Source organism: Paracoccus aurantiacus (assembly GCF_007993065.1).
GTDB classification, from domain to species: Bacteria; Pseudomonadota; Alphaproteobacteria; order Rhodobacterales; family Rhodobacteraceae; genus Paracoccus; species Paracoccus aurantiacus.
Window position 1 is genome coordinate 249,162 of record NZ_VOPL01000003.1, and the last position, 21,313, is coordinate 270,474.

Here is a 21,313-nt window from a genome sequence, read left to right on the forward strand (position 1 = left end):
CCATGATGAACCTTGCCGAATATCGCCGCACCGCCACCCGGCTCGCGGACTATCTGCCATGGGCCGCGCTTGTCGGTTCCGGTGTCGTCTTGAACAAGGACGGCTCATTCCAGCGCACCGCGAAGTTTCGCGGTCCCGATCTGGATTCCGCCGTCGCCGCCGAGTTGGTCGCCGTCGCCAGCCGCATCAACAATGCCGTGCGCCGTCTCGGCTCCGGCTGGAGCATCTTCGTCGAGGCGCAGCGAAGCGAAGCCGCGACCTATCCCGACAGCACCTTTCCCGATCCTGCGTCCGCACTGGTCGATGCCGAGCGCAAAGCCGGTTTCGAGGAAGCGGACGCGCATTTCGTGTCCGGCTATTTCCTGACCTTCCTCTGGCTGCCACCCGCCGAGGAAGCGGCGCGAGCGGAAAGCTGGCTCTATGAGGGCCGCGAGCAATCGGGGGTAAACCCGTGGGAGCTGCTGCGCGGCTTCATCGACCGCACCGACCGCGTGCTGGCCTTGCTCGACGGCTTCATGCCCGAGTGCCGTTGGTTGGATGACGGCGCGACGTTGACCTATCTCCATTCCACCATCTCGACCAACCGGCATCGCGTGCGCGTGCCCGAGGTGCCAATGCACCTCGACGCGCTGATCGCCGACCAGCCTTTGACCGGCGGGCTGGAGCCGCGCCTTGGCGACGCGCACCTGCGCGTCCTGACCATCGTGGGATTCCCGACCGCGACGACGCCCGGCCTGCTCGACGACATGAACCGGCTGCCGTTCCCCTACAGGTGGAGCACGCGCGCGATCCTCATGGACAAGACCGATGCCACACGCCTTCTCACCAAGATCAGGCGGCAATGGTTCGCCAAGCGCAAGAGCGTCGCCGCGATTCTGAAAGAGGTGATGACGAACGAGGCGTCCGCCCTTGTGGACACCGACGCCGCCAACAAGGCGCTCGACGCCGACATGGCCTTGCAGGAACTCGGCGCGGACGTCGCGGGCATGGCGTACGTCACGGCGACCGTCACCGTATGGGATGCCGACCCGCGCCTTGCCGACGAGAAGCTGCGCCTGGTCGAGAAGATCGTTCAGGGCCGCGACTTCACCGCCATGCCCGAGAGCGTCAACGCGGTTGACGCATGGCTCGGCTCGCTACCCGGACATGCCTACGCGAATGTCCGCCAGCCGCCCATCAGCACATTGAATCTCGCTCACATGATCCCGCTTTCGGCGGTGTGGGCGGGGCCGGAACGGGACGAGCATTTCGGTGCGCCCCCTTTGCTCTTTGGAAAGACCGAAGGCTCAACCCCGTTCCGGCTGAGTCTCCATGTCGGCGACGTAGGGCACACCCTTGTCGTCGGCCCTACGGGCGCGGGCAAGAGCGTGCTGCTCGCCCTCATGGCGCTCCAGTTCCGCCGTTACGCAGGATCGCAGGTGTTCGCCTTCGACTTCGGCGGCAGCATCCGCGCCGCCGCACTCGCCATGGGCGGGGATTGGCACGATTTGGGCGGTGGCCTCACGGAAGGAGACGAGGCGTCCGTTTCGCTCCAGCCGCTTGCCCGCATCCACGACACCTATGAACGCGCATGGGCGGCAGATTGGATTGCCGCCATCCTCATGCGCGAAGGCATCGGCATCACGCCCGAGGTCAAAGAGCATCTTTGGACGGCGCTGACTTCGCTCGCCTCTGCGCCGGTCGATGAGCGCACGATCACCGGCCTCGCGGTCCTGCTGCAATCCAACGATCTGAAACAGGCGCTCCGGCCGTTCTGCGTCGGCGGTGCCTATGGTCGGTTGCTCGACGCCGAGACAGAGCACTTGGGATCGGCGGACGTGCAGGCGTTCGAGATCGAGGGGCTGGTCGGGACCGGCGCGGCTCCCGCCGTGCTCGCCTACCTGTTCCATCGTATCGGCGACCGGCTCGACGGGCGGCCGACGCTGCTCATTATCGACGAGGGTTGGCTTGCACTGGACGACGAGGGTTTCGCCGGCCAGCTCCGCGAATGGCTGAAAACGCTGCGCAAGAAAAACGCCAGCGTCATCTTCGCCACGCAAAGCCTGTCCGACATAGACGGCAGCAACATCGCGCCCGCCATCATCGAGAGCTGTCCGACGCGGCTCTTGCTGCCGAACGAGCGGGCCATCGAGCCGCAGATCACGGCCATCTATCGCCGCTTCGGCCTCAATGACAGGCAGATCGAAATCCTCGCACGGGCCACGCCCAAGCGGGACTACTACTGCCAGTCGCGGCGCGGCAACCGGCTGTTCGAGCTTGGCCTGTCCGAAGTCGGCCTCGCGCTCTGCGCCGCATCCGCCAAGTCCGACCAGACCCTCATTGCGCAGATCGTCACTGAGGCCGGCCGCGACGGCTTCCTCGCCGCATGGCTACGGGCGCGCGGCGTCGATTGGGCGGCCGACCTGATCCCCAACCTCACCAATCTTGCCGACCGGCCGGAATCCGCCGCGCCGGCCCGGCTCGATACCCCACAGGAGATGCTTCCATGACCTATTCCAAGATCGTCGGGGCCTCGGCCCTCGCGCTGGCGCTCGCCGTTCCGGTCGCGCTTTCGCCCATGCTGGCAAGCCCGGCCCATGCGCAATTCGGCTTCGGCCGCATCGTCTATGACCCAAGCAACTATGCGCAGAACGTGCTCACGGCAGCGCGCACCCTTGAGCAGATCAATAACCAGATCACCAGCCTCCAGAACGAGGCGCAGATGCTCATCAATCAGGCCCGTAATCTGGCGAGCCTGCCGTATTCGTCGCTCCAGCAGCTCCAGCAGAACGTCCAGCGCACGCAGCAGCTTCTCGGCCAAGCGCAGAACATTGCTTTCGAGGTCGGGCAGATCGACCAAGCGTTCCAGCAGCAATATGGCAATGTCTCGCTATCGGCGACCGACGCCCAACTGGTCGCCGATGCGCGCGGCCGATGGGAGAACACGGTTGGCGGCTTGCAGGACGCCATGCGCGTGCAGGCAGGCGCGGTCGGCAATATCGACAGCAACCGCGCCGAGATGGCCGCGCTGGTCGGCCAGAGCCAAGGCGCGACCGGCGCGCTGCAAGCCACGCAGGCCGGCAATCAGCTTCTCGCCCTCCAGTCGCAGCAGCTTTCCGACCTGATCGCGGTCATCTCGGCAAACGGCCGCGCCGATGCGCTGACAGAAGCGGAGCGCGCGACCGCTGCCGAACAGGGCCGCGTCCAGCGCGAACGGTTCCTGACGCCGGGCAGCGGATACCAGCCCGGCAACGCGCAGATGTTCAACGGTAACAACTGACCGGGAGGCTCGCCATGGACGGCAAGATGCTGGCACGGCTTGCGGCCGTTGTGTTCATCGCTATCGCCATCACGGCGACCGCAATCGACATGGCGCGGAAGGATGAACCTTCCGCGCCGCCCTCTGCGCCGGCCTTCCAGCCCCCGGCCGACCCGTTGCGCGAATCCCTGCGCCGTTGCCAGCAACTCGGCGAGGCGGCGGCGAGTGACGCCGGCTGCCTCGCCGCATGGGCCGAATCCCGCGACCGCTTCCTTGGCCGTGATCGCAGCGAGGCGCGCTGACCATGGGCAACACGGGCGTCATCGACAATTTCCTCGGCGTATTCACCTCCTACATCGACAGCGGTTTCGGCTTGCTCGGCGGCGAGGTCGCCTTCATCGCCACGACGCTGATCGTCATCGACGTGACGCTCGCCGCGCTCTTTTGGGCATGGGGCGCGGATGACGACATTATCGCGCGGCTGGTGAAGAAGACGCTGTTCGTCGGCGTCTTCGCCTACATCATCAGCAATTGGAACAACCTCGCCCGCATCGTCTTCGAGAGCTTCGCCGGCCTCGGCCTCATGGCGTCGGGCACTGACTTTTCCGTCACCGATCTGATGCGGCCGGGCCGCGTCGCGCAGACCGGCCTCGACGCCGGCCGTCCGCTGCTCGACTCCATTTCCGACCTGATGGGCTGGATCGCCTTCTTCGAGAACTTCATCCAGATCGCTTGCCTGCTGTTCGCATGGGCGCTGGTGGTGCTGGCCTTCTTCATCCTCGCCATTCAGCTTTTCGTGACCCTAATCGAGTTCAAATTGGTGACTCTCGCGGGCTTCGTCCTCATCCCCTTCGGCCTGTTCGGCAAGACCGCCTTCATGGCCGAGAAGGTCTTGGGCAACGTGGTGTCCTCCGGCATCAAGGTCTTGGTCCTCGCCGTCATCATCGGCATCGGCTCGACCTTGTTTTCGCAATTCACGGCCGGTTTCGGCGGGGCGACCCCGACCATCGACGACGCCATGGCGATTGTGCTCGCCGCACTGTCGCTGCTCGGCCTCGGTATCTTCGGCCCCGGCATCGCTAACGGCATCGTCTCTGGTGGCCCGCAGCTCGGCGCGGGCGCAGCCGTGGGAACCGGGCTTGCGGTCGCAGGTGCAGGCGTCGCCGCTGGCGGCGGGGCCATGCTCGCCGCCAAAGGTGGTGCTGCCGCCCTGTCCGGTGGGGCCGCGGCCGTCCGCGGCGGCGCGACGGCCGCGGGCGCGGCAACCGCAGCCTATAGCGTCGGCGCGCTCGGCCAGTCCGGCGCGGCCGGTGTCGCTTCCGGCCTTGGCGGTGTTGCCCGCGCCGCAGGCTCGGCCGCCGTCTCTCCCTTGAAGCGCGCCGTCTCGAAAGCCACCGAATCCGTCAAATCCAGCTTTTCCGGTGGCGCACGCGCGGCCTTCGGTGTGACGGGCGGTTCATCCACCGCAGGCACGGTCGGCGGCGCTAGCGCCGATCTTGTCGCAGCAGCATCCGGCCAAGCCGGCAGCCCGCCCGCATGGGCGCAGCGGATGCGTCGCTCGCAGGCCATGAACCACGGCACGACCATGGCCGCCCATGCGGTGCGCTCCGGCGACAGCCACGGCTCCGGTTCCTCCATCAACCTTTCCGAAAGTGACCGCTCATGAGCATCTTCAAACGGCCAGCAACCCATTACGGCAAATCACCGGAACCCGAGACGCCCTATCAGAAGGCCGCGCAGGCATGGGACGAGCGTATCGGCTCAGCCCGCGTGCAGGCGAGGAACTGGCGGCTCATGGCCTTCGGCTCCCTGATCCTTTCGGCCGGCTTCGCCTCGGCGCTGGTCTGGCAGTCCGCACGCGGGACGGTGGTGCCGTGGGTGGTGCAGGTCGATAATCTAGGACAGGCGCAGACCGTCGCGCCTGCGAACGCCGACTATCGGCCGACCGATCCGCAGATCGCTTTCCACCTTGGCCGATTCATCGAGCAGGTGCGCGCGATCCCGGCTGACGCCATCATTGTCCGCCAGAACTGGCTTCGCGCCTATGAGTGGACCACGGATCGTGGCGCGGCGGCATTGAACGACTACGCCCGCGCCAACGATCCTTTCGCCAAGGTCGGCCGCCAGCAGGTGGCCGTCGAGGTATCGAGCGTTATCCGCGCATCGCCGAACAGCTTCCGCGTCGCGTGGACGGAACGCCATTTCGAGAACGGCCAGCTTTCCGGCACCGAGCGATGGACCGCGATCCTGACCATCGTGATCCAACCACCGCGCGACGCCGAGCGCCTGCGCGCCAATCCGCTGGGAATCTACGTCAACGCAATTTCATGGTCGCGGGAGATGAGCCAATGAGGACGCACGCCCGCACCCCGACAATCGCGGCCATGCTGCTTTCGGCCACCATGCTCGCAGGCTGCGCCACCAACCGGACGCCGCAATTCAGCTATGACGCCAGCGTGCCGCCGCTGCCGACCGTGCAGACGGCCGTCACCAACGAGACGCCCCGGCCTTTGCATGTGCCCCCGGCGTGGACCGTGGCGCGCGGTGGAACCGTCGCCGGCACGCCGACCGGCCGTGTCGAAAACGCCAATGCCGCCGCCCGCGTCGAACCGCGACGCGAAGGCTACTACAACGCCATACAGGTTTTCCCGTGGAGCGAAGGCGCGCTTTATCAGGTCTATGCCGCAGTCGGGCAGATCACGACGATCGCGCTGGAGCCGGGCGAGAGCCTGACAGGCGCGGGGCCGATTGCGGCGGGCGACACCGCCCGCTGGATCATCGGCGACACGGAGAGCGGCAGCGGTGCGAACCGCCGTGTCCATATCCTCGTGAAGCCGACACGGCCGGACATTTCCACCAACCTTGTCGTTACCACCGACCGACGCACCTACCTGATCGAGCTGCGCGCGCGGGAATCGCTCTACATGCCCGCCGTGGCATGGGCCTATCCCGCGCCGCCTGCAGGCCAGCGCCAGACCGTTCCGGCCGCGCCGATCATCCCGGCTGAGGCTGCGCGGAACTATCGCTATGGCTTGCAGGTGCAGGGCGACAGCCCGCCGTGGCGGCCGGTTTCCGTGTTCGACGATGGACGCCGCGTCTATGTCGTTTTCCCGGCCGGGATCGTGCAGGGCGAGATGCCGCCGATTTTCGTGCTCGGATCGGACGGCGAGCCGCAGATCGTCAACAGCCGGGTCCACCAAAACGTCCTGATCGTGGACCGCCTGTTCGGCGCGGCCGAGCTGCGCCTTGGCAGCGGCAACCGCCAGCAGGTTGTCAGGATCGTCCGCACCAACCCAACGCACGCGGCAGACGCGCAGCCCGCCAGCGTGACCGGAGGCTCCCCGTCATGACCGATAACACTATCGCCGATACTGCTCCGACCATGCGCCTGCGCGCCGAGCCGCCCCGTGTCACACGCCTGTCCCGCAAGATGCTGGCAGGCGTCGGAGCAGTCGCGCTTCTCGGCATAGGCGGCGCGCTTATTTACGCGCTCCAGACCCGCGACGGGGGACAGGGCAGCGAAGAACTCTATTCGACCGAGAACCGGCCCACGGCGGACGGCCTTGCCGGTCTACCGCGCGACTATACCGGGCCGGTGCTCGGCCCTGCGCTGCCCGGCGACCTCGGCCGTCCGATCCTCGACGCGCAGAACCGGGGACAGCCGGTCGTGCCGCCCGTCATGACGACGCCAGCCGTCGATCCCGAGGAACAGCGCCGTATAGCCGAGGAAGAAGCCGCGCGCTTGAGCAACGTGTTTTTCCAGTCCGGCCCGCGCACGGGATTGCCGGCAGGGACGGCCATGCCCGGCCTTGCCGGTCTTGGCCTCGGCGGACAGCCCGCGACGCAGGACAGGCACGCAGCGTTTCTCAACGGGCCGGTGGATCGGCAGACGGTTGCACCGGATCGCGTCACCCCGCCGGCCTCGCCTTACATTCTTCAGGCCGGGGCCGTGATCCCGGCCGCGCTCATCACCGGCATCCGTTCTGATCTGCCCGGCCAGATCACGGCACAGGTGACGGAGAACGTCTATGACAGCCCGACCGGCTCGCTGCTCCTGATCCCGCAGGGCACGCGCATCATCGGCCAATACGATGACGGCGTGACTTTCGGCCAGCGCCGCGTCCTGCTGGTATGGAATCGCCTGATCCTGCCGGGCGGTCGTTCCATCGTCTTTGAGCGCCTGCCGGGCGCGGACGCCAGCGGCTATGCCGGCCTTGAGGATGGCGTCGATTATCATTGGTGGGATCTGATGAAGGCCGCAGGGCTGTCCACGCTGCTTGGCATGGGCACGGAGCTGGCGACGAGCGACGAGGACCGGCTTATTCGAGCCATCCGAGACGGCGCGCAGGATACCGTTAATCAGGCGGGCCAGCAGATCGTCCAGCGCCAGTTGCAGGTTGCGCCCACGCTGACGATCCGGCCCGGCTTCCCGGTCAGGATCATCGTCACGCGCGACCTGGTGTTCGAGCCGGCAGAAGGGTGACCATGACCAAGCTGAAACTCGGCCCGCTGCCCGACGACAAGCCCGTCAAAGTCACGGTGGAGCTGCCCGCGCCGCTTCATCGCGATCTGGTCGCGTATGCCGAGGTGCTGGCCCGCGAGAGCGGCCAGCCCGCCGCCGATCCCGTCAGGCTGATCGTGCCCATGCTGGAGCGGTTCATCGCCACGGATCGCGGTTTCGCCAAGGCACGACGCGCCGCAAGCTAAGTCCCAACCCGCAGGGGTGCCGCCAGCGCATAGACGCAAATGCGGCACGCTACAGCCCGCCGGCTGCCCTCCATGGTTCGCTTAATTCCGGGGCCTTGAGCGCCCCGGAATCCACACCGAACCAAGGAGGATTCCATGTGCGCAGAGCGCCGCCGCGCCCACAAAGGGCGACCGCGACAGTCGATCCCCGAGCCACTTCCCGACGATCTGTTTGACTACGCGGACGATCCAGCGCCGGACAGCCGGGCGCAAGCCGGCGACGCGCCACTTCTTGCACCGAATGGGCAGAGGATGCGTGTCACCGACGATTGGCCCGAGGATATTCCCGTCACCGAGGCCGAAATTGACGTGTTCGAGCGTTGGTTCGGTGATGTGTTCGACGAACTTTTGAGCCCACGAAAGCCCGAAGACACCTTGCAATTCCTATCACAAACTGATAGGAAAAAGGCGTGAGTAGGCATCGTGATCCGGGCCTCGACACGCTTCTGGACCTTGATGGGCAGATGCTCTTTGTCGATCCCGAGGGCGGCTATTGGGTGAAGTTCATCGTCACCCGCGTTCCGGCCTCGCCGGAGAAGCCGCACGGTCTCGATTACTCGCTCACGCTTCACGGGCCTTCGGGCAAACGGCTGGTCGGTTTCGACAACGCCCATCCGGTCGGCCGGGGCAGACGCGGCGAGCCGATGGACCATCGGCATCGCCTCCAGACCGTGAAGCCTTACGCCTACGAGGATGCGGCCACGCTGCTGGCCGACTTCTGGCAGGCGGTGGACGCGGTGTTGAAGGAGCGAGGTGCCCTATGACCACATTGAAAGTCGGGATTGCCGACTACGAAGAAATGAAGGCCCGCACCATGCGGATCGCCAAGGGCGAGGAAAAGCCCGCGCCCAGCGATCCGAAGGTGTGGTTCACCTCGACCGAATCCTTTGCCAAGGTGCTGTCGGCCGGGAACCGCGAGTTGCTGCGCGTCATCGCCGAGAAAGCCCCGGCGTCGCTGGAGGAACTGGCGGAAATCACCGGCCGGGCCGGCTCAAATCTCTCACGCACCCTCAAAACGATGGAGAGCTACGGCCTTGTGCGGTTCGAGCCGGGCCACGGCCGCAAGCTCGCGCCCAAGGTGGTGCATGACCGCGTGGAACTGGCGTTACCCCTGATCGACCGTCCGAAGCCGAGGAAGGCCATAGGAGATCGGCCATGAACATGCACAGCCCAACCATAACCGCTCGCGCTGCCCTCTATCTGCGCGTTTCGACCGCCCGGCAGGCCGAGCATGACATTTCCATTCCCGATCAGAAGCGGCAGGGCGAAGCTTATTGCGAGCAACGCGGCTTCCAGCTCGTTGAGACTTACGTGGAACCGGGTGCAACCGCCACCAACGACAAGCGCCCCGAGTTCCAGCGCATGATCGAGGCAGGCACGTCCAAGCCTGCGCCCTTCGATATTGTCGTGGTCCATTCGTTCAGCCGCTTCTTCCGTGATCACTTCGAGATGGAGTTCTACGTTCGCAAGCTGGCGAAGAACGGCGTCAAGCTGGTGTCCATCACGCAGGAGATGGGCGACGATCCTATGCACCAGATGATGCGACAGATCATGGCGCTGTTCGACGAATACCAGTCGAAGGAGAACGCCAAGCACGTCCTGCGCGCTATGAACGAGAACGCCCGGCAAGGCTTCTGGAACGGCGCGCGACCGCCCATCGGCTATCGCATTGTCGCGGCCGAACAGCGCGGATCGAAGACCAAGAAGAAGCTGGAGATCGACCCGCTGCACGCCGACACCGTGCGGATGATCTATCGCCTGTTCCTTGAAGGCGACGGCACGCGCGGCGCGATGGGCGTCAAGGCCATCGCCACCTATCTCAACGAGCGCCGTTTCTTCACCCGCGACGGCGGACGATGGGGGCTGGCGCAAATCCACGCCATCCTGACCCGCACCACCTATATCGGCGAGCACAGGTTCAATACGCGCTCGCACAAGGACCGGGAGAAGAAGCCGGAGAGCGAGGTCGCCATCATGGCGGTGCCGCCCCTGATCGAGCGCGAGATTTACGATGCGGTGCAAGCCCGCCTCAAATCCCGCAATCCCATGGTGACGCCCGCGCGTGTCTCCAGCGGCCCCACGCTGCTGACAGGCATTTGCTTCTGCGCCAAGTGCGGAGGTGCGATGACGTTGCGCACCGGCCAAGGCAGCACGGGAGCGACATACCGATATTACACCTGCTCGACCAAGGCGCGGCAGGGCAAGACCGGCTGCAAGGGCCGCACGATCCCGATGGACAAGCTGGACCATCTGGTCGCCGATCATATCGGGGATCGCCTGCTCCAGCCCAAGCGGCTGGAAACCGTGCTCGCCAGCGTCATCGACCGCCGGCAGGAGCGCGCCGAACGTCGCCGCGAGCATCTGGCCGAGTTGAACCGGCGAATCACGGAAGCCGACCAGCGGCTCGGCCGTCTCTTTGACGCCATCGAAGCCGGCATGGTGGACAAGGACGACGCGATGGCGAAGGAGCGTATGACGAGCCTTAAGGCGTTGCGGGATCAAGCCGCCGCCGACGCGGAGCGCACCCAGCTCGCGCTCGACAGTTCAAGCAATCAGGGCGTCAGCCCCGATATGCTCAAGGGCTTCGCCCGCAAAGCCCGCGAACGGATACGACTCGATGATGGCGGCTACCGACGCGACCATCTGCGCGCTCTGGCGCAGCGCGTCGAGGTCGCCGACGACGAGGTTCGCATTATGGGATCGAAGTCGGAATTGCTGCGAACGCTGGTCGCCGCCTCTAGCGTAGAAACGGCGGCGTTCGGCGTTCATAGTTCTGTTCTGAAATGGCGCACCCATCAGGATTCGAACCTGAGGCCTCCACCTTCGGAGGGTGGCGCTCTATCCAGCTGAGCTATGGGTGCCTACTGCTTACGCAGTGCTTACGCGGTTTTCGAGCGAGTGTTAACCCCAAAAATCGAAGCCCGCAAGTTACTGTTTTACTTCTACTTTTTTACTCACTCGTTCACATTGCCGGACTTGACATCCGCCTTCGGAGGGCAGCGCTCTATCCAGCTGAGCTACGGGTGCGTGCGCGTCTGATTATCCGCATTCGCACAGCGCCGCAATGGGCATGCGAAAAAATCGGCAGCCAGCCGGCAACGTCCGATGACCGTCTGATCGGATCAGGCGAAAAGCTCGCGGCTGAATTGCAGGCCGTCGATCAGGGCGTCGACTTCGGCCTTCGTATTATACATGGCAAAGCTGGCGCGCGCGGTGGCGGTCTGTCCGTAGAATTCCATCAGTGGCATCGCGCAGTGACTGCCCGCGCGCACCGCAATGCCTCGCTTGTCCAGGATAGTGGCCACGTCATGCGCATGCGCGCCGTCCATCGTCATCGAGAAGATCGCACCCTTGTCTGGCGCGTCACCCTGAATTTGAAGCCAGTTCAGCTCTCTCAGCCGGGTCCGGGCATAATCGCGCAGATTGCGCTCATGCGCGGCGATATTTTCCATCCCGAGATCCATCAGATATTCGAGCGCGGCACCCAGCCCGATCTGATTGACGATGCCTGGGGTGCCGGCCTCGAATTTCAGGGGGGCATCCGCATAGTCGATCGCATCGCGGGTCACGGTGCGGATCATGTCGCCGCCACCCATGAATGGCCGCATCTCGGCCTGCCGCTCGCGGCTGATCCAGATCGCGCCGGAGCCCGAGGGTCCGTAAAGCTTGTGCCCGGTGATGCAGTAGAAATCGACGCCAAGCGCCGAAAGATCGACGGGCATGTGAACTGCGGCCTGACTGCCATCGACCAGCACCGGGACATCGGTTCCACGCGCAATCGCGCCCACATCGACCACCGTGCCGGTCACGTTCGACATATGCGTAACAGCAATCAGCCTGGTCTTCGGCCCGACGGCCGCCAGCACCTTTTCCGGCGGCAGGCTGCCATCGGCTTCCGGCTCCACCCATTTCAGCACCACGCCCTGCCGTTCGCGCAGAAAGTGCCAGGGCACGATATTGGCGTGATGTTCCAGCACCGACAGCACGATCTCGTCCCCCGGCTGCAGGCGCGGCGCGGCCCAGGCGTAGGACACCAGATTGATCGCTTCGGTCGAACCGGAGGAGAAGATCACCTCATCCTCGTGCGGGGCGTTCAGGAAGCGCGCGATGATGCCGCGCACGGCTTCATACTTGTCGGTCGCGAGGTTCGACAGGTAATGCAGACCACGATGCACATTCGCATACTCGCCCTCATAGGCGCGGGTGATCGCGTCGATCACCTGACGCGGCTTCTGCGCGCTTGCCCCATTGTCCAGATAGACCAGCGGGCGGTTATTCACCTCTCGCGACAGGATCGGGAAGTCCGCGCGGACGCTTTCGATATCAAAGCTCATGGTTGCACCTCTGCGGGGAGTTCAGGCATCAGACCCAGCGCACCCGCCATGACAGACAGGAACAGCAGCACCACAAGGCCGGCACCCAGCAGCCCCATGAACACCAGCGCCGCATTCGAAAAGCCGTGCAGCGCCTTGATCATCTGCACGCTCGCCCAAAGGATCGCAAGAAGCGCTGCGATACCCAGCATGCTGCCAAGCAGCGGAAAGACCAGCATCACGCCCAGTTGCACGATCTGCGCGGCGAGCATCAGGAATTCCAGCCAAGCGACGACCAGCAGCGCATCCGAAAAATCGCCGCGACCGCCAAAGGCACCGCCGATAACCGCCACGAGCCATGCCGTCAGCGCCATGCCCGCCAGTTGCAGCCCGGCACGCGACATCGGCGAAAGTTCCGGCAGGCCCAAGCCGCCATCAGACAGGGCCGGGAAAACGCGCATCGCCAGCGCGGCCATGATCGAAGACAGAGCCGCGAGAAGCAGAAGTGCCATCCAGCGGGCCGAGACCGGCAGGTCAAGCCTGCGCAATTGCGCAAATGCAAGAGGCGGATCGCGAAAGGTATTGCGCGCGAGGATGATGAAATCGTCGAATGTCATGGCATCATTGCAAGGGCACGAATGCCTGCACCCCAGATGAACAAAAAGCCTGTCCCAGCGATCAGACGCGTCGCGGCAAGCGCAGCGCCCGGCCCGATCAGCCCCTCGACCAGCCCGGACAGCAGCATCAACGGCGAAATCGCAAGCAGCGCCCAGAACAGCGCAAGGCGCGATTGCGCGCCACTGATCCGAAGGGCCGTCAGTCGCGAAATCGCGGCAGTGACCGATGCCAGCGCATAGGCCAGCAGCGGCATCATGAACATCACCGCCGTCAGCGCCCCCGCCATGCGTCCGGCCAGCGGCACAGACGGATCAAGGGTCGCGGCGCGCGCATGTCCCGGTGCCTGCGCGATCAGGAAAACCAGCATGGCGCCCATCAGAACCGCAAGCAACGCGCCCTCGGACATGGGGTCCAGCCCGCGAACCACCTCGCCCGGCCTGCGCCAGCTATCGAGGATACGCGGAACGATCCCCTGTTTCAGGCGTGCCTTGTCAGCCATGCGTCCAGCCGGTCACTGATCTGTTCGCGCAGGGTTTCGTCATCGACCTCGGCCAAGGCATCTGCCAGAAAGGACAGCACCATCAGCACGATGGCCCGATCCCTCGGCACCCCGCGCGAGCGCAGATAGAACAGCGCCGTTTCATCAATCGCGCCGGTGGTAGATCCGTGGCTGCACTGCACGTCATCGGCATAGATTTCCAGCTCTGGCTTGCCAAGGAACTGGCTGTCCTCGTCCAGCAGCAGCGCCTGGCTGATCTGATAGCCGTCGGTTTTCTGCGCACCGGGCCGAACAAGGATCTTGCCCTGGAAAATGCCCTTCGCGCCGTTTTTCAGCACTTTCTTGAAAACCTGACGCGATTCGCCGCGCTCGGCCGCATGGGTGATGAACACGGTGTCGTCATGATGGAAGTCGCCGCGATTGCCGTCGCCCAGCACCGCCGCCGCGACATGGGCCACCGCGTCGTCGCCGACCATATCGACCACGGTTTCATAACGCATCATCGTGCCGTTGACCGACAGCGCGAAGGACTTGAACAGCGCCTCGGCGCCGACGCGGGCGAAGATGCCGCCCCAGCCCAGTTTCTGATGACCCGCCCGTTTGGCGGAAATCAGGTGAAAGCGCGCCTGATCGGCGACATCGACTTCCAGCACGAAGCTGGACCGCGCGCCGGTCATGCCGGTTTCAAGCAACGTCATTTCCGCGCCGGGTTCGACCCGGATGACATGATGGTAACAGACATCCGCCGCTTCGTCGCGACGGCGATGGATCAGATGGACAGGCCGCGAGGGCTTGCCCGTCACCCGGATCAGCACACCGTCACCCGCCGCAGCGGTATTCAGCGCGGCAAAGGGACGGGCAACGCGCTTGTGCGATTCCGCCTCCAGCGTGCCATACAGATCGGCGGCCCAATGGCCCGGATCGGCTTCGGATGCGGCCAGCGTGCCGATCTCGATCCCGTCCAGTGCCAGATCGTCCGAGGCATCTGCGTCGAAAACCCCATCGACAAAGACCAGACGCAGACGGTCCAGATCCTCGAAAAGCGGGCTGTCCGGGCCTGCGCCTGCGATGGGCAGCGGCTGCGGCGAGGGCGCGTTGAACGCCGCCGGATCGGTATAGCGCCAGTATTCGTCGCGCGGCTTGGGCAGGCCCATGTCTTTCAGCCGTGCAAGCGCCGCCGCGCGCGCAGGCGCGGTAAAGCCGCCCTTCGGCAGATCCAGCGCGGACAGGCGCGCCGTCAGCGCGTCAGCCCCACCAGCATCAGCCGGGCGTGATTTCAGTGCCGCATCTGCCATCAGCCGACCTCCGCCAGCAGGTCGCCGTAGCCGTTCTTTTCGACTTCGAGCGCCAGTTCCGGCCCGCCGGTTTTTACGATGCGGCCATTCGCCATGATGTGCACAACGTCCGGTTTGATGTGGTCCAGCAGGCGCTGATAGTGGGTGATAACAAGGAAGCTGCGATCCGGCGCGCGCAGCGCGTTCACACCATCCGCCACCAGCCGCATCGCATCCACGTCGAGGCCAGAATCGGTTTCGTCCAGAATGCACATCTGCGGTTCCAGCATGGCCATCTGCAGGATCTCGTTGCGCTTCTTTTCACCGCCCGAGAAACCGACGTTAACAGGACGCTTCAGCATTTCGGCGTCGATGTTCAGCGTCTTCGCCTTCTCGCGGATCAGCTTCAGGAAGTCTGCCGCCGACAGTTCGTCCTCGCCGCGCGCCTTGCGCTGCGCGTTCAGCGCGGTGCGCAGGAAGGTCATGTTGCCGACGCCGGGAATTTCCACTGGATACTGGAACGCCAGGAACAGGCCGGCAGCAGCGCGTTCTTCCGGTTCCTGTTCCAGCAGGTTCTCGCCATTCAGCGACGCCTCGCCCTCGGTCACCTCGTAACCGTCGCGACCCGACAGCACATAGGACAGCGTCGATTTGCCAGATCCGTTCGGCCCCATGATCGCGTGAACCTCGCCCGCGGGCACTTCCAGCGTCACGCCCTTCAGGATCTGCTTGTCTTCATCTTCAAGTTTGGCGTGCAGGTTATTGATTTTCAGCATTTCATTCCTCAGTCGATCGTGACGGCCGTGCCAGAGGCCGACACCATCAGCATGTTGTTGATGACCTCGTAATCGAGATCGACGCCTACGACCGCATTGCCGCCAAGCGCGGCGGCGCGGTCCTGCATTTCTTTCATGGCGGTCTCGCGGGCTTCAGCCAGCGCACCTTCATAGCTGGCCGAGCGTCCGCCGACGATGTCGCGAATGCCCGCAAACAGATCGCGGAAGATGTTCGCACCGATGATCGTCTCGCCCGTAATCACGCCGTGATAGGCGGTGATCCTGCGGCCTTCGACGCTGGGGGTCGTGGTGACGATCATCCGACCGAGCCTTCCAGCGAAATCGCGACCAGCGACTGCGCTTCCATGGCGAATTCCATCGGCAGGGCCTGCAGCACGTCGCGCACGAAGCCGTTCACGATGACTGCAACCGCCTGTTCTTCGTCCATGCCGCGCTGGCGGCAATAGAACAGCTGTTCGTCATCGACCTTGCTGGTCGTCGCCTCATGCTCGACCCGGCTGCTGGTGTTCTTCACCTCGATATAGGGCACGGTATGGGCGCCGCACTTATCGCCGATAAGAAGCGAGTCGCATTGCGTGTAGTTGCGGCTGTTCGTCGCCCGCGGATGCATGGACACCAACCCGCGATAGGTGTTCTGCGCCTTGCCAGCCGAAATCCCTTTCGAAACAATGCGCGAGCGGGTGTTCTTGCCAAGATGGATCATCTTGGTGCCGGTATCGGCCTGCTGCATATTGTTGGCGATGGCGATGGAATAGAACTCGCCCGAGGATTCCTCGCCCCGCAGGATGCAGGACGGGTATTTCCACGTGATCGCCGAACCGGTTTCCACCTGCGTCCACATCACCTTGGCGCGGGCCTCGCGGCAATCGGCGCGCTTGGTGACGAAGTTGTAGATACCGCCCTTGCCTTCTTCGTCGCCGGGGAACCAGTTCTGGACGGTCGAGTATTTCACCTCGGCATCTTCCAGAATCACGATCTCCACCACAGCGGCGTGAAGCTGCGCGGTGTCGCGCTTGGGCGCGGTGCAGCCTTCCAAATAGCTGACGTAAGACCCTCTATCCGCAATGATCAGCGTGCGTTCGAACTGGCCGGTATTTTCCGCGTTGATACGGAAATAAGTCGATAGTTCCATCGGGCAGGTCACGCCCGGCGGGATATAGACGAAGCTGCCATCCGAAAACACGGCGCTGTTCAGCGTGGCATAGAAATTGTCGGTCGGCGGCACGACGCTGCCCAGATATTTCTTCACCAGATCGGGATATTCACGGATCGCTTCGGAAATCGAGCAGAAGATGACGCCTGCCTTTTTCAGCTCGTCCTTGAAGGTGGTGCCCACGCTGACGCTGTCGAAAACGGCATCGACCGCGACCTTGCGCGCATCGGCAGGGGTGTCTTCCGCACCTTCGACGCCCGCCAGAATCATTTGTTCTTTCAGCGGGATGCCCAGCTTTTCATAGGTCGCCAGCAGCTTCGGGTCGACCTCGTCCAGCGATTTGGGCTTCACTTCCATGCTTTTCGGGCGGGCATAGTAATACTGTTCCTGAAAGTCGATCTCAGGATAGTTCAGCATCGCCCATTTCGGTTCGGCCATGGTGACCCAGCGGCGATAGGCCGCCAGCCGCCATTCGGTCATCCATTCCGGTTCTTCATTCTTCTGACTGATAAGACGGACGATATCCTCGGAAAGCCCCTTCGGGGCATATTCCATCTCGATCTCCGTATCCCAGCCGTATTTATAGCTGCCCATGTTGGCGACGGTCTCGACCGTTTCACGGTCGACGCCTTCGCGCACCTCTAGATCAGGAGTCGTGTTCATCCTTTGTCCTTCCTAAGCCCGGCCTCAGCCGGGCCATTCCTGTCGCGCCAGCGTGAATACGCGGTTTCCCACGCATCCGCAAATCGGTTGATCTGATCGTCACCCAAAGCTGGGCTTATGGAAACGCGGATCGCCGATTGCGCGGTGCTGTCATCAAAACCCATCGCCTGAAGCGTGCCGCTGGCACGGATCTTGCCCGAAGAACAGGCCGATCCCGCTGACACCGCAAATCCTGCCAGATCCATCTGCATGACCTGCGTTTCACCCTTCCAACCGGATGTAAGAATGCAGGTCGTATTCGGCAAGCGCCGCGCGTCTTTTCCTGCAATCACAGCGCCGGGGGCTGCAGCCAGCAAACGCGCCTCCAACGCGTCGCGGCGGGCCGCTACTTCGTCCCATAATCCGGCATCCAGATCGCGCTGTGCGGCCACCGCAGCCGCGGCGAAGCCGGCAATCCCGATCATATTCTCGGTTCCGCCGCGCCGGCCCTGCTCCTGCCCGCCACCGCGCAGCAGGGCCTGAATATCGGTGCCTTTCTTCAGGATCAGTGCGCCGATCCCCTTCGGCCCGCCCAGCTTATGCGCGCTGACAAAGCCCGCTGTGACGCCCAGCCAATTGAAGGCAAAGGGAATTTTTCCGAAGGCTTGTGTCAGATCGCTGGACGCCAGCCCCTCGGGCAAAGCCTGAATCACCCCGGTTTCATTATTCGCAAGCTGCAGACTTGCCCGCGCGGGATCGGGAACGGTGACGATCCCATTGCCGTCCACCGCCAGATCCTGCTCGCACCACGCCTTCACGGCACTATGTTCGACAGCCGCGCAATGAACGCCCTGCCCGGCCAGCACCATCGCCGCCGCTTCGGTCGCGCCAGAGGTGAAGATCACATCCGCACCTTCCGCACCCAAGGCGACCGCTACCTGTTCGCGCGCGCGCTCCAGCGCCATTTTGGCCGCCCGGCCTTCGCTGTGAACCGATGACGGGTTTCCCGCGACCTCCATCGCATCGCGCATCGCGGCCTTCACCTCGTCACGCAATGGGGTCGTGGCGTTCCAGTCCAGATAGGCCCTCATTTCAGCGCCTCGGCAATTCTGCTGGCCAGCTTCTGCGCCACCTCGTCCTTGCCCATGCGCGGCCAGGCATCCGCGCCGTCGGCAGAAATCAGCGTGACAGTATTCTCTGACCCGCCGAATGTCCCCGTCCCCGGCGAGACATCGTTCGCAACGATCCAGTCGCAGCCCTTTCGCTGTCGCTTCGACGTCGCGTGCTCGACCACGTTGTCTGTCTCGGCAGCGAAGCCCACCACCAGCTTCGGGCGACGCTTCCGAAGCTTGCTGACCCAAGCCAGAATGTCGGGGTTTTCCGCGAATTCCAGAACCGGCATTCTGCCGGAGCCGTCCTTTTTCATCTTCTTTCCTGCGGCATTTGCGATCTTCCAATCCGCCACAGCCGCCGCCATGACAGCCGCGTCAGCGGGCAGCGCCGCCTCGACGGCGTCACGCATCTCATCGGCGGTCTCGACAGGAATTACATCGACCCCATCCGGTGGCGAGACGCTGGCCGGGCCGGTCACGAAGCTGACCCGCGCACCAAGATCGCGCAATGCTGCAGCAATCGCTGTGCCTTGCGCGCCAGACGAACGGTTCGAGATGTAGCGCACAGGGTCAATCGCCTCTTGCGTGGGACCAGAGGTCACGATGACATGCCGCCCGTTCAGCGGTCCGACCTTGATCTCCGGCCCGAGGCGCAACCGCTCATTTGGCGAAGGTGCCGCAGCCGGAATGCCCGCCGCGCCAGCGCCAGCCAGCGCATCGCGAATCGCTGCGACAATATCTTCCGGCTCTGCAGCGCGACCGGGGCCGAATTCGCCGCAGGCCATATCACCCTCATCCGGTCCGACGATCAGAACGCCGTCGCCGCGCAGCGTGGCAAGATTGCGTTGCGTAGCGGGATGCAACCACATCCTGACATTCATTGCAGGCGCGATCAGCACCCGCTTATCCGTCGCCATCAGCAGGGTCGAGGCCAGATCGTCCGCATGCCCGCCCGCCATTTTTGCCATCAGATCGGCGGTCGCAGGGGACACGACGACAATATCTGCATCGCGTGACAGCTGGATGTGACCCATCTCTGCCTCGCGCGTCAGGTCGAACAGGTCGCGATGCACCGGCTCTGCCGACAGCGCCGCAACGGAAAGCGGCGTCACGAATTCTTCGGCAGCGCGTGTCAGCACGGGCACCACGCGACATCCCTCGCGGCGGAGTTCGCGGATCAAGGTCAGCGATTTATAGGCCGCGATCCCGCCGCCGATGACCAACAGAATGCGGCTGCCCTGCATTGCCGACTCCCTATAGCTGCCCCATGCAGATATGCGACACGACCGCAGACGGCAAGGAAACCCGTCTGGGACTGCGTTAACCGATCCTTAAACGCTTCGCTCCTAATCTGCGCCGAAAGGAGTGGGGTATGGTGGCAATCGCCTATTCGGTCGCCTTCGAAGGCGTCGAAGGCCGTCTGGTCGAGGTTCAAAGCTCCGTCGCGGCGGGGCTGCCCGGCTTCTCGATCGTCGGCCTGCCTGACAAGGCGGTCTCGGAAGCGCGTGAACGGGTGCGCGCGGCCTTCGGCTCGCTTTCCATTGCGATGCCCTCGAAAAGGATAACCGTGAACCTGTCGCCGGCCGATCTGCCGAAGGAAGGGTCGCATTTCGACCTGCCAATCGCGCTTTCGGTGCTGGCAGCGCTGGATCTGCTGCCAGCAGATGCGCTCTCCGGCGTCGTCGCCTTGGGCGAACTGGCGCTTGATGGCAGGTTGGTTCAGGTTGCGGGCGCGCTGCCTGCTGCCATGACCTCGGCCGAAGATGACCGGGCGCTGATCTGTCCCTCGGCAAGCGCGCCCGAGGCCGCATGGGTCGGCTCGGTCCCGGTGTTCGGCGCATCGCATCTGCGCGAGGTGATCGACCATTTGACCGAGCGCGCGCCCCTGCGACGCGCCCGTCCGGGCGATGCGTCGGCAAGCGTCGGCTACGGCGATCTGCGTGAAGTAAAGGGGCAGGAACGCGCGAAACGCGTCATGGAGATTGCCGCCGCGGGACGCCACCATCTGATGATGGTCGGTCCGCCTGGTGCCGGCAAATCCATGCTCGCCGCGCGCCTGCCAGGTCTGATACCCCCGCTTGCGCCGGCAGAAGCGCTTGAAACCGCGATGATCCATTCGCTTGCAGGGCTGCTGAAGGATGGTGGTATTCCGCGTCATGCACCCTATCGCGACCCGCACCACACGGCGTCGATGGCTGCTATCGTCGGCGGCGGGCGCGGCGCGCGGCCCGGCGAGATAAGCCTCGCCCATAACGGCGTTCTGTTCATGGACGAATTTCCGGAATTTTCGCGCCAGGTCCTGGACACGCTGCGCCAGCCCGTCGAAACCGGCGAGGTCGTGGTCGCTCGCGCGAATGCCCATATCAGATATCCCGCACGCTTTCTGCTGGTCGCCGCCGCCAATCCCTGCCGCTGTGGCTATCTGGCGGATCCCGCGCGTGCCTGCGCCCGCGTTCCCGTTTGCGGCGAAGATTACCTCGGGCGGATTTCGGGTCCGTTGATGGACCGCTTCGATTTGCGCATCGAGGTGCCCGCAGTTGGGCTGGACGACCTGAACCTGCCCGCGTCCGGCGACACCTCGGCAGTGGTCGCTGCCCGCGTGGCGGCCGCCCGCAAGCGGCAGACAGACCGATTCGCGCGATATGAATTCGGTGGCTCAGCGCCTCGCTGCAATTCCGACACGCCGCCGGCACTTCTTGACGAAATCGCGGCGCCCGACGCGGCTGGACGCGATCTGATCCAGCAGGCAGCCGACAAACTTGGCCTCACCGCGCGCGGCTATCATCGCATTCTGCGCACTGCACGCACCATTGCCGATCTGGACGACAGCGACAATGTCGGATCCAATCATCTGGCCGAGGCCATAAGTTACCGGCTTCCTTTCATCAGGGGTGGTTAGGTTGCACTCCAGGTAGCCCCGA

General features: G+C 64.3%; 22 protein-coding genes, 1 tRNA gene and 1 pseudogene. 13 read left to right on the forward strand and 11 right to left on the reverse strand.

Annotation, left to right across the window (positions count from 1 at the left end; genetic code table 11):
- Positions 1-2: 2 nt before the first annotated feature.
- The 12 genes and pseudogenes from trbE to FQV27_RS09635 all read left to right on the forward strand — a co-directional run.
- Positions 3-2,489, forward strand: coding sequence for a conjugal transfer protein TrbE (gene trbE / locus FQV27_RS09580; protein WP_147097781.1), 2,487 nt, complete (start codon positions 3-5; stop codon positions 2,487-2,489).
- Complete coding sequence (gene trbJ / locus FQV27_RS09585; RefSeq protein ID WP_147097783.1) at positions 2,486-3,259, forward strand: P-type conjugative transfer protein TrbJ; 774 nt, start codon at positions 2,486-2,488, stop codon at positions 3,257-3,259. The genes trbE and trbJ overlap by 4 nt, the downstream gene beginning before the upstream one ends.
- 14 nt (positions 3,260-3,273) lie before the next feature.
- Complete coding sequence (gene trbK-alt, locus FQV27_RS09590; protein WP_147097786.1) at positions 3,274-3,540, forward strand: putative entry exclusion protein TrbK-alt; 267 nt, start codon at positions 3,274-3,276, stop codon at positions 3,538-3,540.
- A gap of 2 nt (positions 3,541-3,542) precedes the next feature.
- Positions 3,543-4,904, forward strand: a complete 1,362-nt coding sequence (gene trbL, locus FQV27_RS09595) for a P-type conjugative transfer protein TrbL (RefSeq protein ID WP_147097788.1) — start codon at positions 3,543-3,545, stop codon at positions 4,902-4,904.
- Positions 4,901-5,590, forward strand: a complete 690-nt coding sequence (trbF, locus tag FQV27_RS09600; protein WP_147097790.1) for a conjugal transfer protein TrbF — start codon at positions 4,901-4,903, stop codon at positions 5,588-5,590. Before trbL ends, trbF begins: the two co-directional genes overlap by 4 nt.
- Complete coding sequence (trbG, locus tag FQV27_RS09605; RefSeq protein ID WP_186827272.1) at positions 5,587-6,588, forward strand: P-type conjugative transfer protein TrbG; 1,002 nt, start codon at positions 5,587-5,589, stop codon at positions 6,586-6,588. Before trbF ends, trbG begins: the two co-directional genes overlap by 4 nt.
- Positions 6,585-7,721, forward strand: a complete 1,137-nt coding sequence (locus tag FQV27_RS09610; protein WP_147097794.1) for a TraB/TrbI/VirB10 family type IV secretion system protein — start codon at positions 6,585-6,587, stop codon at positions 7,719-7,721. Before trbG ends, FQV27_RS09610 begins: the two co-directional genes overlap by 4 nt.
- A gap of 2 nt (positions 7,722-7,723) precedes the next feature.
- Complete coding sequence (locus tag FQV27_RS09615) at positions 7,724-7,945, forward strand: DUF2274 domain-containing protein (RefSeq protein ID WP_147097796.1); 222 nt, start codon at positions 7,724-7,726, stop codon at positions 7,943-7,945.
- Positions 7,946-8,080: 135 nt separating this feature from the next.
- Positions 8,081-8,398 carry a hypothetical protein gene (locus tag FQV27_RS09620; protein ID WP_147097798.1) on the forward strand — a complete coding sequence of 106 codons (318 nt, stop codon included), beginning with the start codon at positions 8,081-8,083 and terminating at the stop codon, positions 8,396-8,398.
- Positions 8,395-8,748, forward strand: coding sequence for a toxin-antitoxin system TumE family protein (locus FQV27_RS09625; RefSeq protein WP_147097800.1), 354 nt, complete (start codon positions 8,395-8,397; stop codon positions 8,746-8,748). Before FQV27_RS09620 ends, FQV27_RS09625 begins: the two co-directional genes overlap by 4 nt.
- A complete protein-coding gene (locus FQV27_RS09630) occupies positions 8,745-9,143 on the forward strand; it encodes an HVO_A0114 family putative DNA-binding protein (RefSeq protein WP_147097802.1) in 399 nt (132 codons plus the stop codon). The genes FQV27_RS09625 and FQV27_RS09630 overlap by 4 nt, the downstream gene beginning before the upstream one ends.
- A 2-nt stretch (positions 9,144-9,145) precedes the next feature.
- Positions 9,146-10,192: pseudogene (locus tag FQV27_RS09635) on the forward strand (recombinase family protein); the annotation flags it as partial.
- Positions 10,193-10,528: 336 nt separating this feature from the next.
- On the opposite strand, the gene FQV27_RS19150 reads toward FQV27_RS09635, so the two are convergent.
- The 11 genes from FQV27_RS19150 to FQV27_RS09685 form a co-directional block, all read right to left on the reverse strand.
- A complete protein-coding gene (locus tag FQV27_RS19150; RefSeq protein WP_246133056.1) occupies positions 10,529-10,753 on the reverse strand; it encodes a hypothetical protein in 225 nt (74 codons plus the stop codon).
- A gap of 15 nt (positions 10,754-10,768) precedes the next feature.
- A tRNA-Arg gene (locus FQV27_RS09640) sits at positions 10,769-10,845 on the reverse strand.
- A gap of 261 nt (positions 10,846-11,106) precedes the next feature.
- On the reverse strand, positions 11,107-12,318 hold the full coding sequence (locus FQV27_RS09645) for a cysteine desulfurase (protein WP_147097804.1): 1,212 nt from the start codon (positions 12,316-12,318) through the stop codon (positions 11,107-11,109).
- The gene (locus FQV27_RS09650; RefSeq protein WP_147097806.1) at positions 12,315-12,914 is read right to left on the reverse strand and encodes a YIP1 family protein; all 600 of its coding nucleotides are present in this window, start codon (positions 12,912-12,914) and stop codon (positions 12,315-12,317) included. The genes FQV27_RS09645 and FQV27_RS09650 overlap by 4 nt, the downstream gene beginning before the upstream one ends.
- Positions 12,911-13,414, reverse strand: a complete 504-nt coding sequence (locus tag FQV27_RS09655) for a hypothetical protein (RefSeq protein ID WP_147097809.1) — start codon at positions 13,412-13,414, stop codon at positions 12,911-12,913. The genes FQV27_RS09650 and FQV27_RS09655 overlap by 4 nt, the downstream gene beginning before the upstream one ends.
- Positions 13,393-14,709 carry a SufB/SufD family protein gene (locus FQV27_RS09660; protein WP_147097811.1) on the reverse strand — a complete coding sequence of 439 codons (1,317 nt, stop codon included), beginning with the start codon at positions 14,707-14,709 and terminating at the stop codon, positions 13,393-13,395. Before FQV27_RS09660 ends, FQV27_RS09655 begins: the two co-directional genes overlap by 22 nt.
- The gene (gene sufC / locus FQV27_RS09665; protein ID WP_147097812.1) at positions 14,709-15,464 is read right to left on the reverse strand and encodes a Fe-S cluster assembly ATPase SufC; all 756 of its coding nucleotides are present in this window, start codon (positions 15,462-15,464) and stop codon (positions 14,709-14,711) included. The genes FQV27_RS09660 and sufC overlap by 1 nt, the downstream gene beginning before the upstream one ends.
- Before the next feature lie 8 nt (positions 15,465-15,472).
- Positions 15,473-15,784, reverse strand: coding sequence for a heavy metal-binding domain-containing protein (locus FQV27_RS09670; protein ID WP_147097814.1), 312 nt, complete (start codon positions 15,782-15,784; stop codon positions 15,473-15,475).
- Complete coding sequence (sufB, locus tag FQV27_RS09675; RefSeq protein WP_147097816.1) at positions 15,781-17,301, reverse strand: Fe-S cluster assembly protein SufB; 1,521 nt, start codon at positions 17,299-17,301, stop codon at positions 15,781-15,783. Before sufB ends, FQV27_RS09670 begins: the two co-directional genes overlap by 4 nt.
- Positions 17,298-18,371, reverse strand: a complete 1,074-nt coding sequence (locus FQV27_RS09680) for a cysteine desulfurase family protein (RefSeq protein ID WP_147097818.1) — start codon at positions 18,369-18,371, stop codon at positions 17,298-17,300. The genes sufB and FQV27_RS09680 overlap by 4 nt, the downstream gene beginning before the upstream one ends.
- Complete coding sequence (locus FQV27_RS09685) at positions 18,368-19,636, reverse strand: bifunctional phosphopantothenoylcysteine decarboxylase/phosphopantothenate synthase (RefSeq protein WP_147097820.1); 1,269 nt, start codon at positions 19,634-19,636, stop codon at positions 18,368-18,370. Before FQV27_RS09685 ends, FQV27_RS09680 begins: the two co-directional genes overlap by 4 nt.
- 128 nt (positions 19,637-19,764) lie before the next feature.
- Between FQV27_RS09685 and FQV27_RS09690 the strand changes: the two genes are divergently transcribed.
- Positions 19,765-21,291, forward strand: a complete 1,527-nt coding sequence (locus FQV27_RS09690) for a YifB family Mg chelatase-like AAA ATPase (protein WP_147097822.1) — start codon at positions 19,765-19,767, stop codon at positions 21,289-21,291.
- The last annotated feature ends 22 nt before the right edge of the window (positions 21,292-21,313 follow it).

What these genes read in the sequence shown, in the direction of transcription:
- sufB (WP_147097816.1), bottom strand. Translation starts at nt 17,301, where the DNA reads ATGAACACGACTCCTGATCTAGAGGTGCGCGAAGGCGTCGACCGTGAA.
- FQV27_RS19150 (WP_246133056.1), bottom strand. Translation starts at nt 10,753, where the DNA reads ATGAACGCCGAACGCCGCCGTTTCTACGCTAGAGGCGGCGACCAGCGT.
- trbJ (WP_147097783.1), top strand. Translation starts at nt 2,486, where the DNA reads ATGACCTATTCCAAGATCGTCGGGGCCTCGGCCCTCGCGCTGGCGCTC.
- sufC (WP_147097812.1), bottom strand. Translation starts at nt 15,464, where the DNA reads ATGCTGAAAATCAATAACCTGCACGCCAAACTTGAAGATGAAGACAAG.
- FQV27_RS09645 (WP_147097804.1), bottom strand. Translation starts at nt 12,318, where the DNA reads ATGAGCTTTGATATCGAAAGCGTCCGCGCGGACTTCCCGATCCTGTCG.
- trbE (WP_147097781.1), top strand. Translation starts at nt 3, where the DNA reads ATGATGAACCTTGCCGAATATCGCCGCACCGCCACCCGGCTCGCGGAC.
- FQV27_RS09610 (WP_147097794.1), top strand. Translation starts at nt 6,585, where the DNA reads ATGACCGATAACACTATCGCCGATACTGCTCCGACCATGCGCCTGCGC.
- trbK-alt (WP_147097786.1), top strand. Translation starts at nt 3,274, where the DNA reads ATGGACGGCAAGATGCTGGCACGGCTTGCGGCCGTTGTGTTCATCGCT.
- FQV27_RS09655 (WP_147097809.1), bottom strand. Translation starts at nt 13,414, where the DNA reads ATGGCTGACAAGGCACGCCTGAAACAGGGGATCGTTCCGCGTATCCTC.
- FQV27_RS09620 (WP_147097798.1), top strand. Translation starts at nt 8,081, where the DNA reads ATGTGCGCAGAGCGCCGCCGCGCCCACAAAGGGCGACCGCGACAGTCG.
- trbL (WP_147097788.1), top strand. Translation starts at nt 3,543, where the DNA reads ATGGGCAACACGGGCGTCATCGACAATTTCCTCGGCGTATTCACCTCC.
- trbF (WP_147097790.1), top strand. Translation starts at nt 4,901, where the DNA reads ATGAGCATCTTCAAACGGCCAGCAACCCATTACGGCAAATCACCGGAA.
- FQV27_RS09660 (WP_147097811.1), bottom strand. Translation starts at nt 14,709, where the DNA reads ATGGCAGATGCGGCACTGAAATCACGCCCGGCTGATGCTGGTGGGGCT.
- FQV27_RS09650 (WP_147097806.1), bottom strand. Translation starts at nt 12,914, where the DNA reads ATGACATTCGACGATTTCATCATCCTCGCGCGCAATACCTTTCGCGAT.
- FQV27_RS09630 (WP_147097802.1), top strand. Translation starts at nt 8,745, where the DNA reads ATGACCACATTGAAAGTCGGGATTGCCGACTACGAAGAAATGAAGGCC.
- FQV27_RS09670 (WP_147097814.1), bottom strand. Translation starts at nt 15,784, where the DNA reads ATGATCGTCACCACGACCCCCAGCGTCGAAGGCCGCAGGATCACCGCC.
- FQV27_RS09685 (WP_147097820.1), bottom strand. Translation starts at nt 19,636, where the DNA reads ATGCAGGGCAGCCGCATTCTGTTGGTCATCGGCGGCGGGATCGCGGCC.
- trbG (WP_186827272.1), top strand. Translation starts at nt 5,587, where the DNA reads ATGAGGACGCACGCCCGCACCCCGACAATCGCGGCCATGCTGCTTTCG.
- FQV27_RS09680 (WP_147097818.1), bottom strand. Translation starts at nt 18,371, where the DNA reads ATGAGGGCCTATCTGGACTGGAACGCCACGACCCCATTGCGTGACGAG.
- FQV27_RS09690 (WP_147097822.1), top strand. Translation starts at nt 19,765, where the DNA reads ATGGTGGCAATCGCCTATTCGGTCGCCTTCGAAGGCGTCGAAGGCCGT.
- FQV27_RS09615 (WP_147097796.1), top strand. Translation starts at nt 7,724, where the DNA reads ATGACCAAGCTGAAACTCGGCCCGCTGCCCGACGACAAGCCCGTCAAA.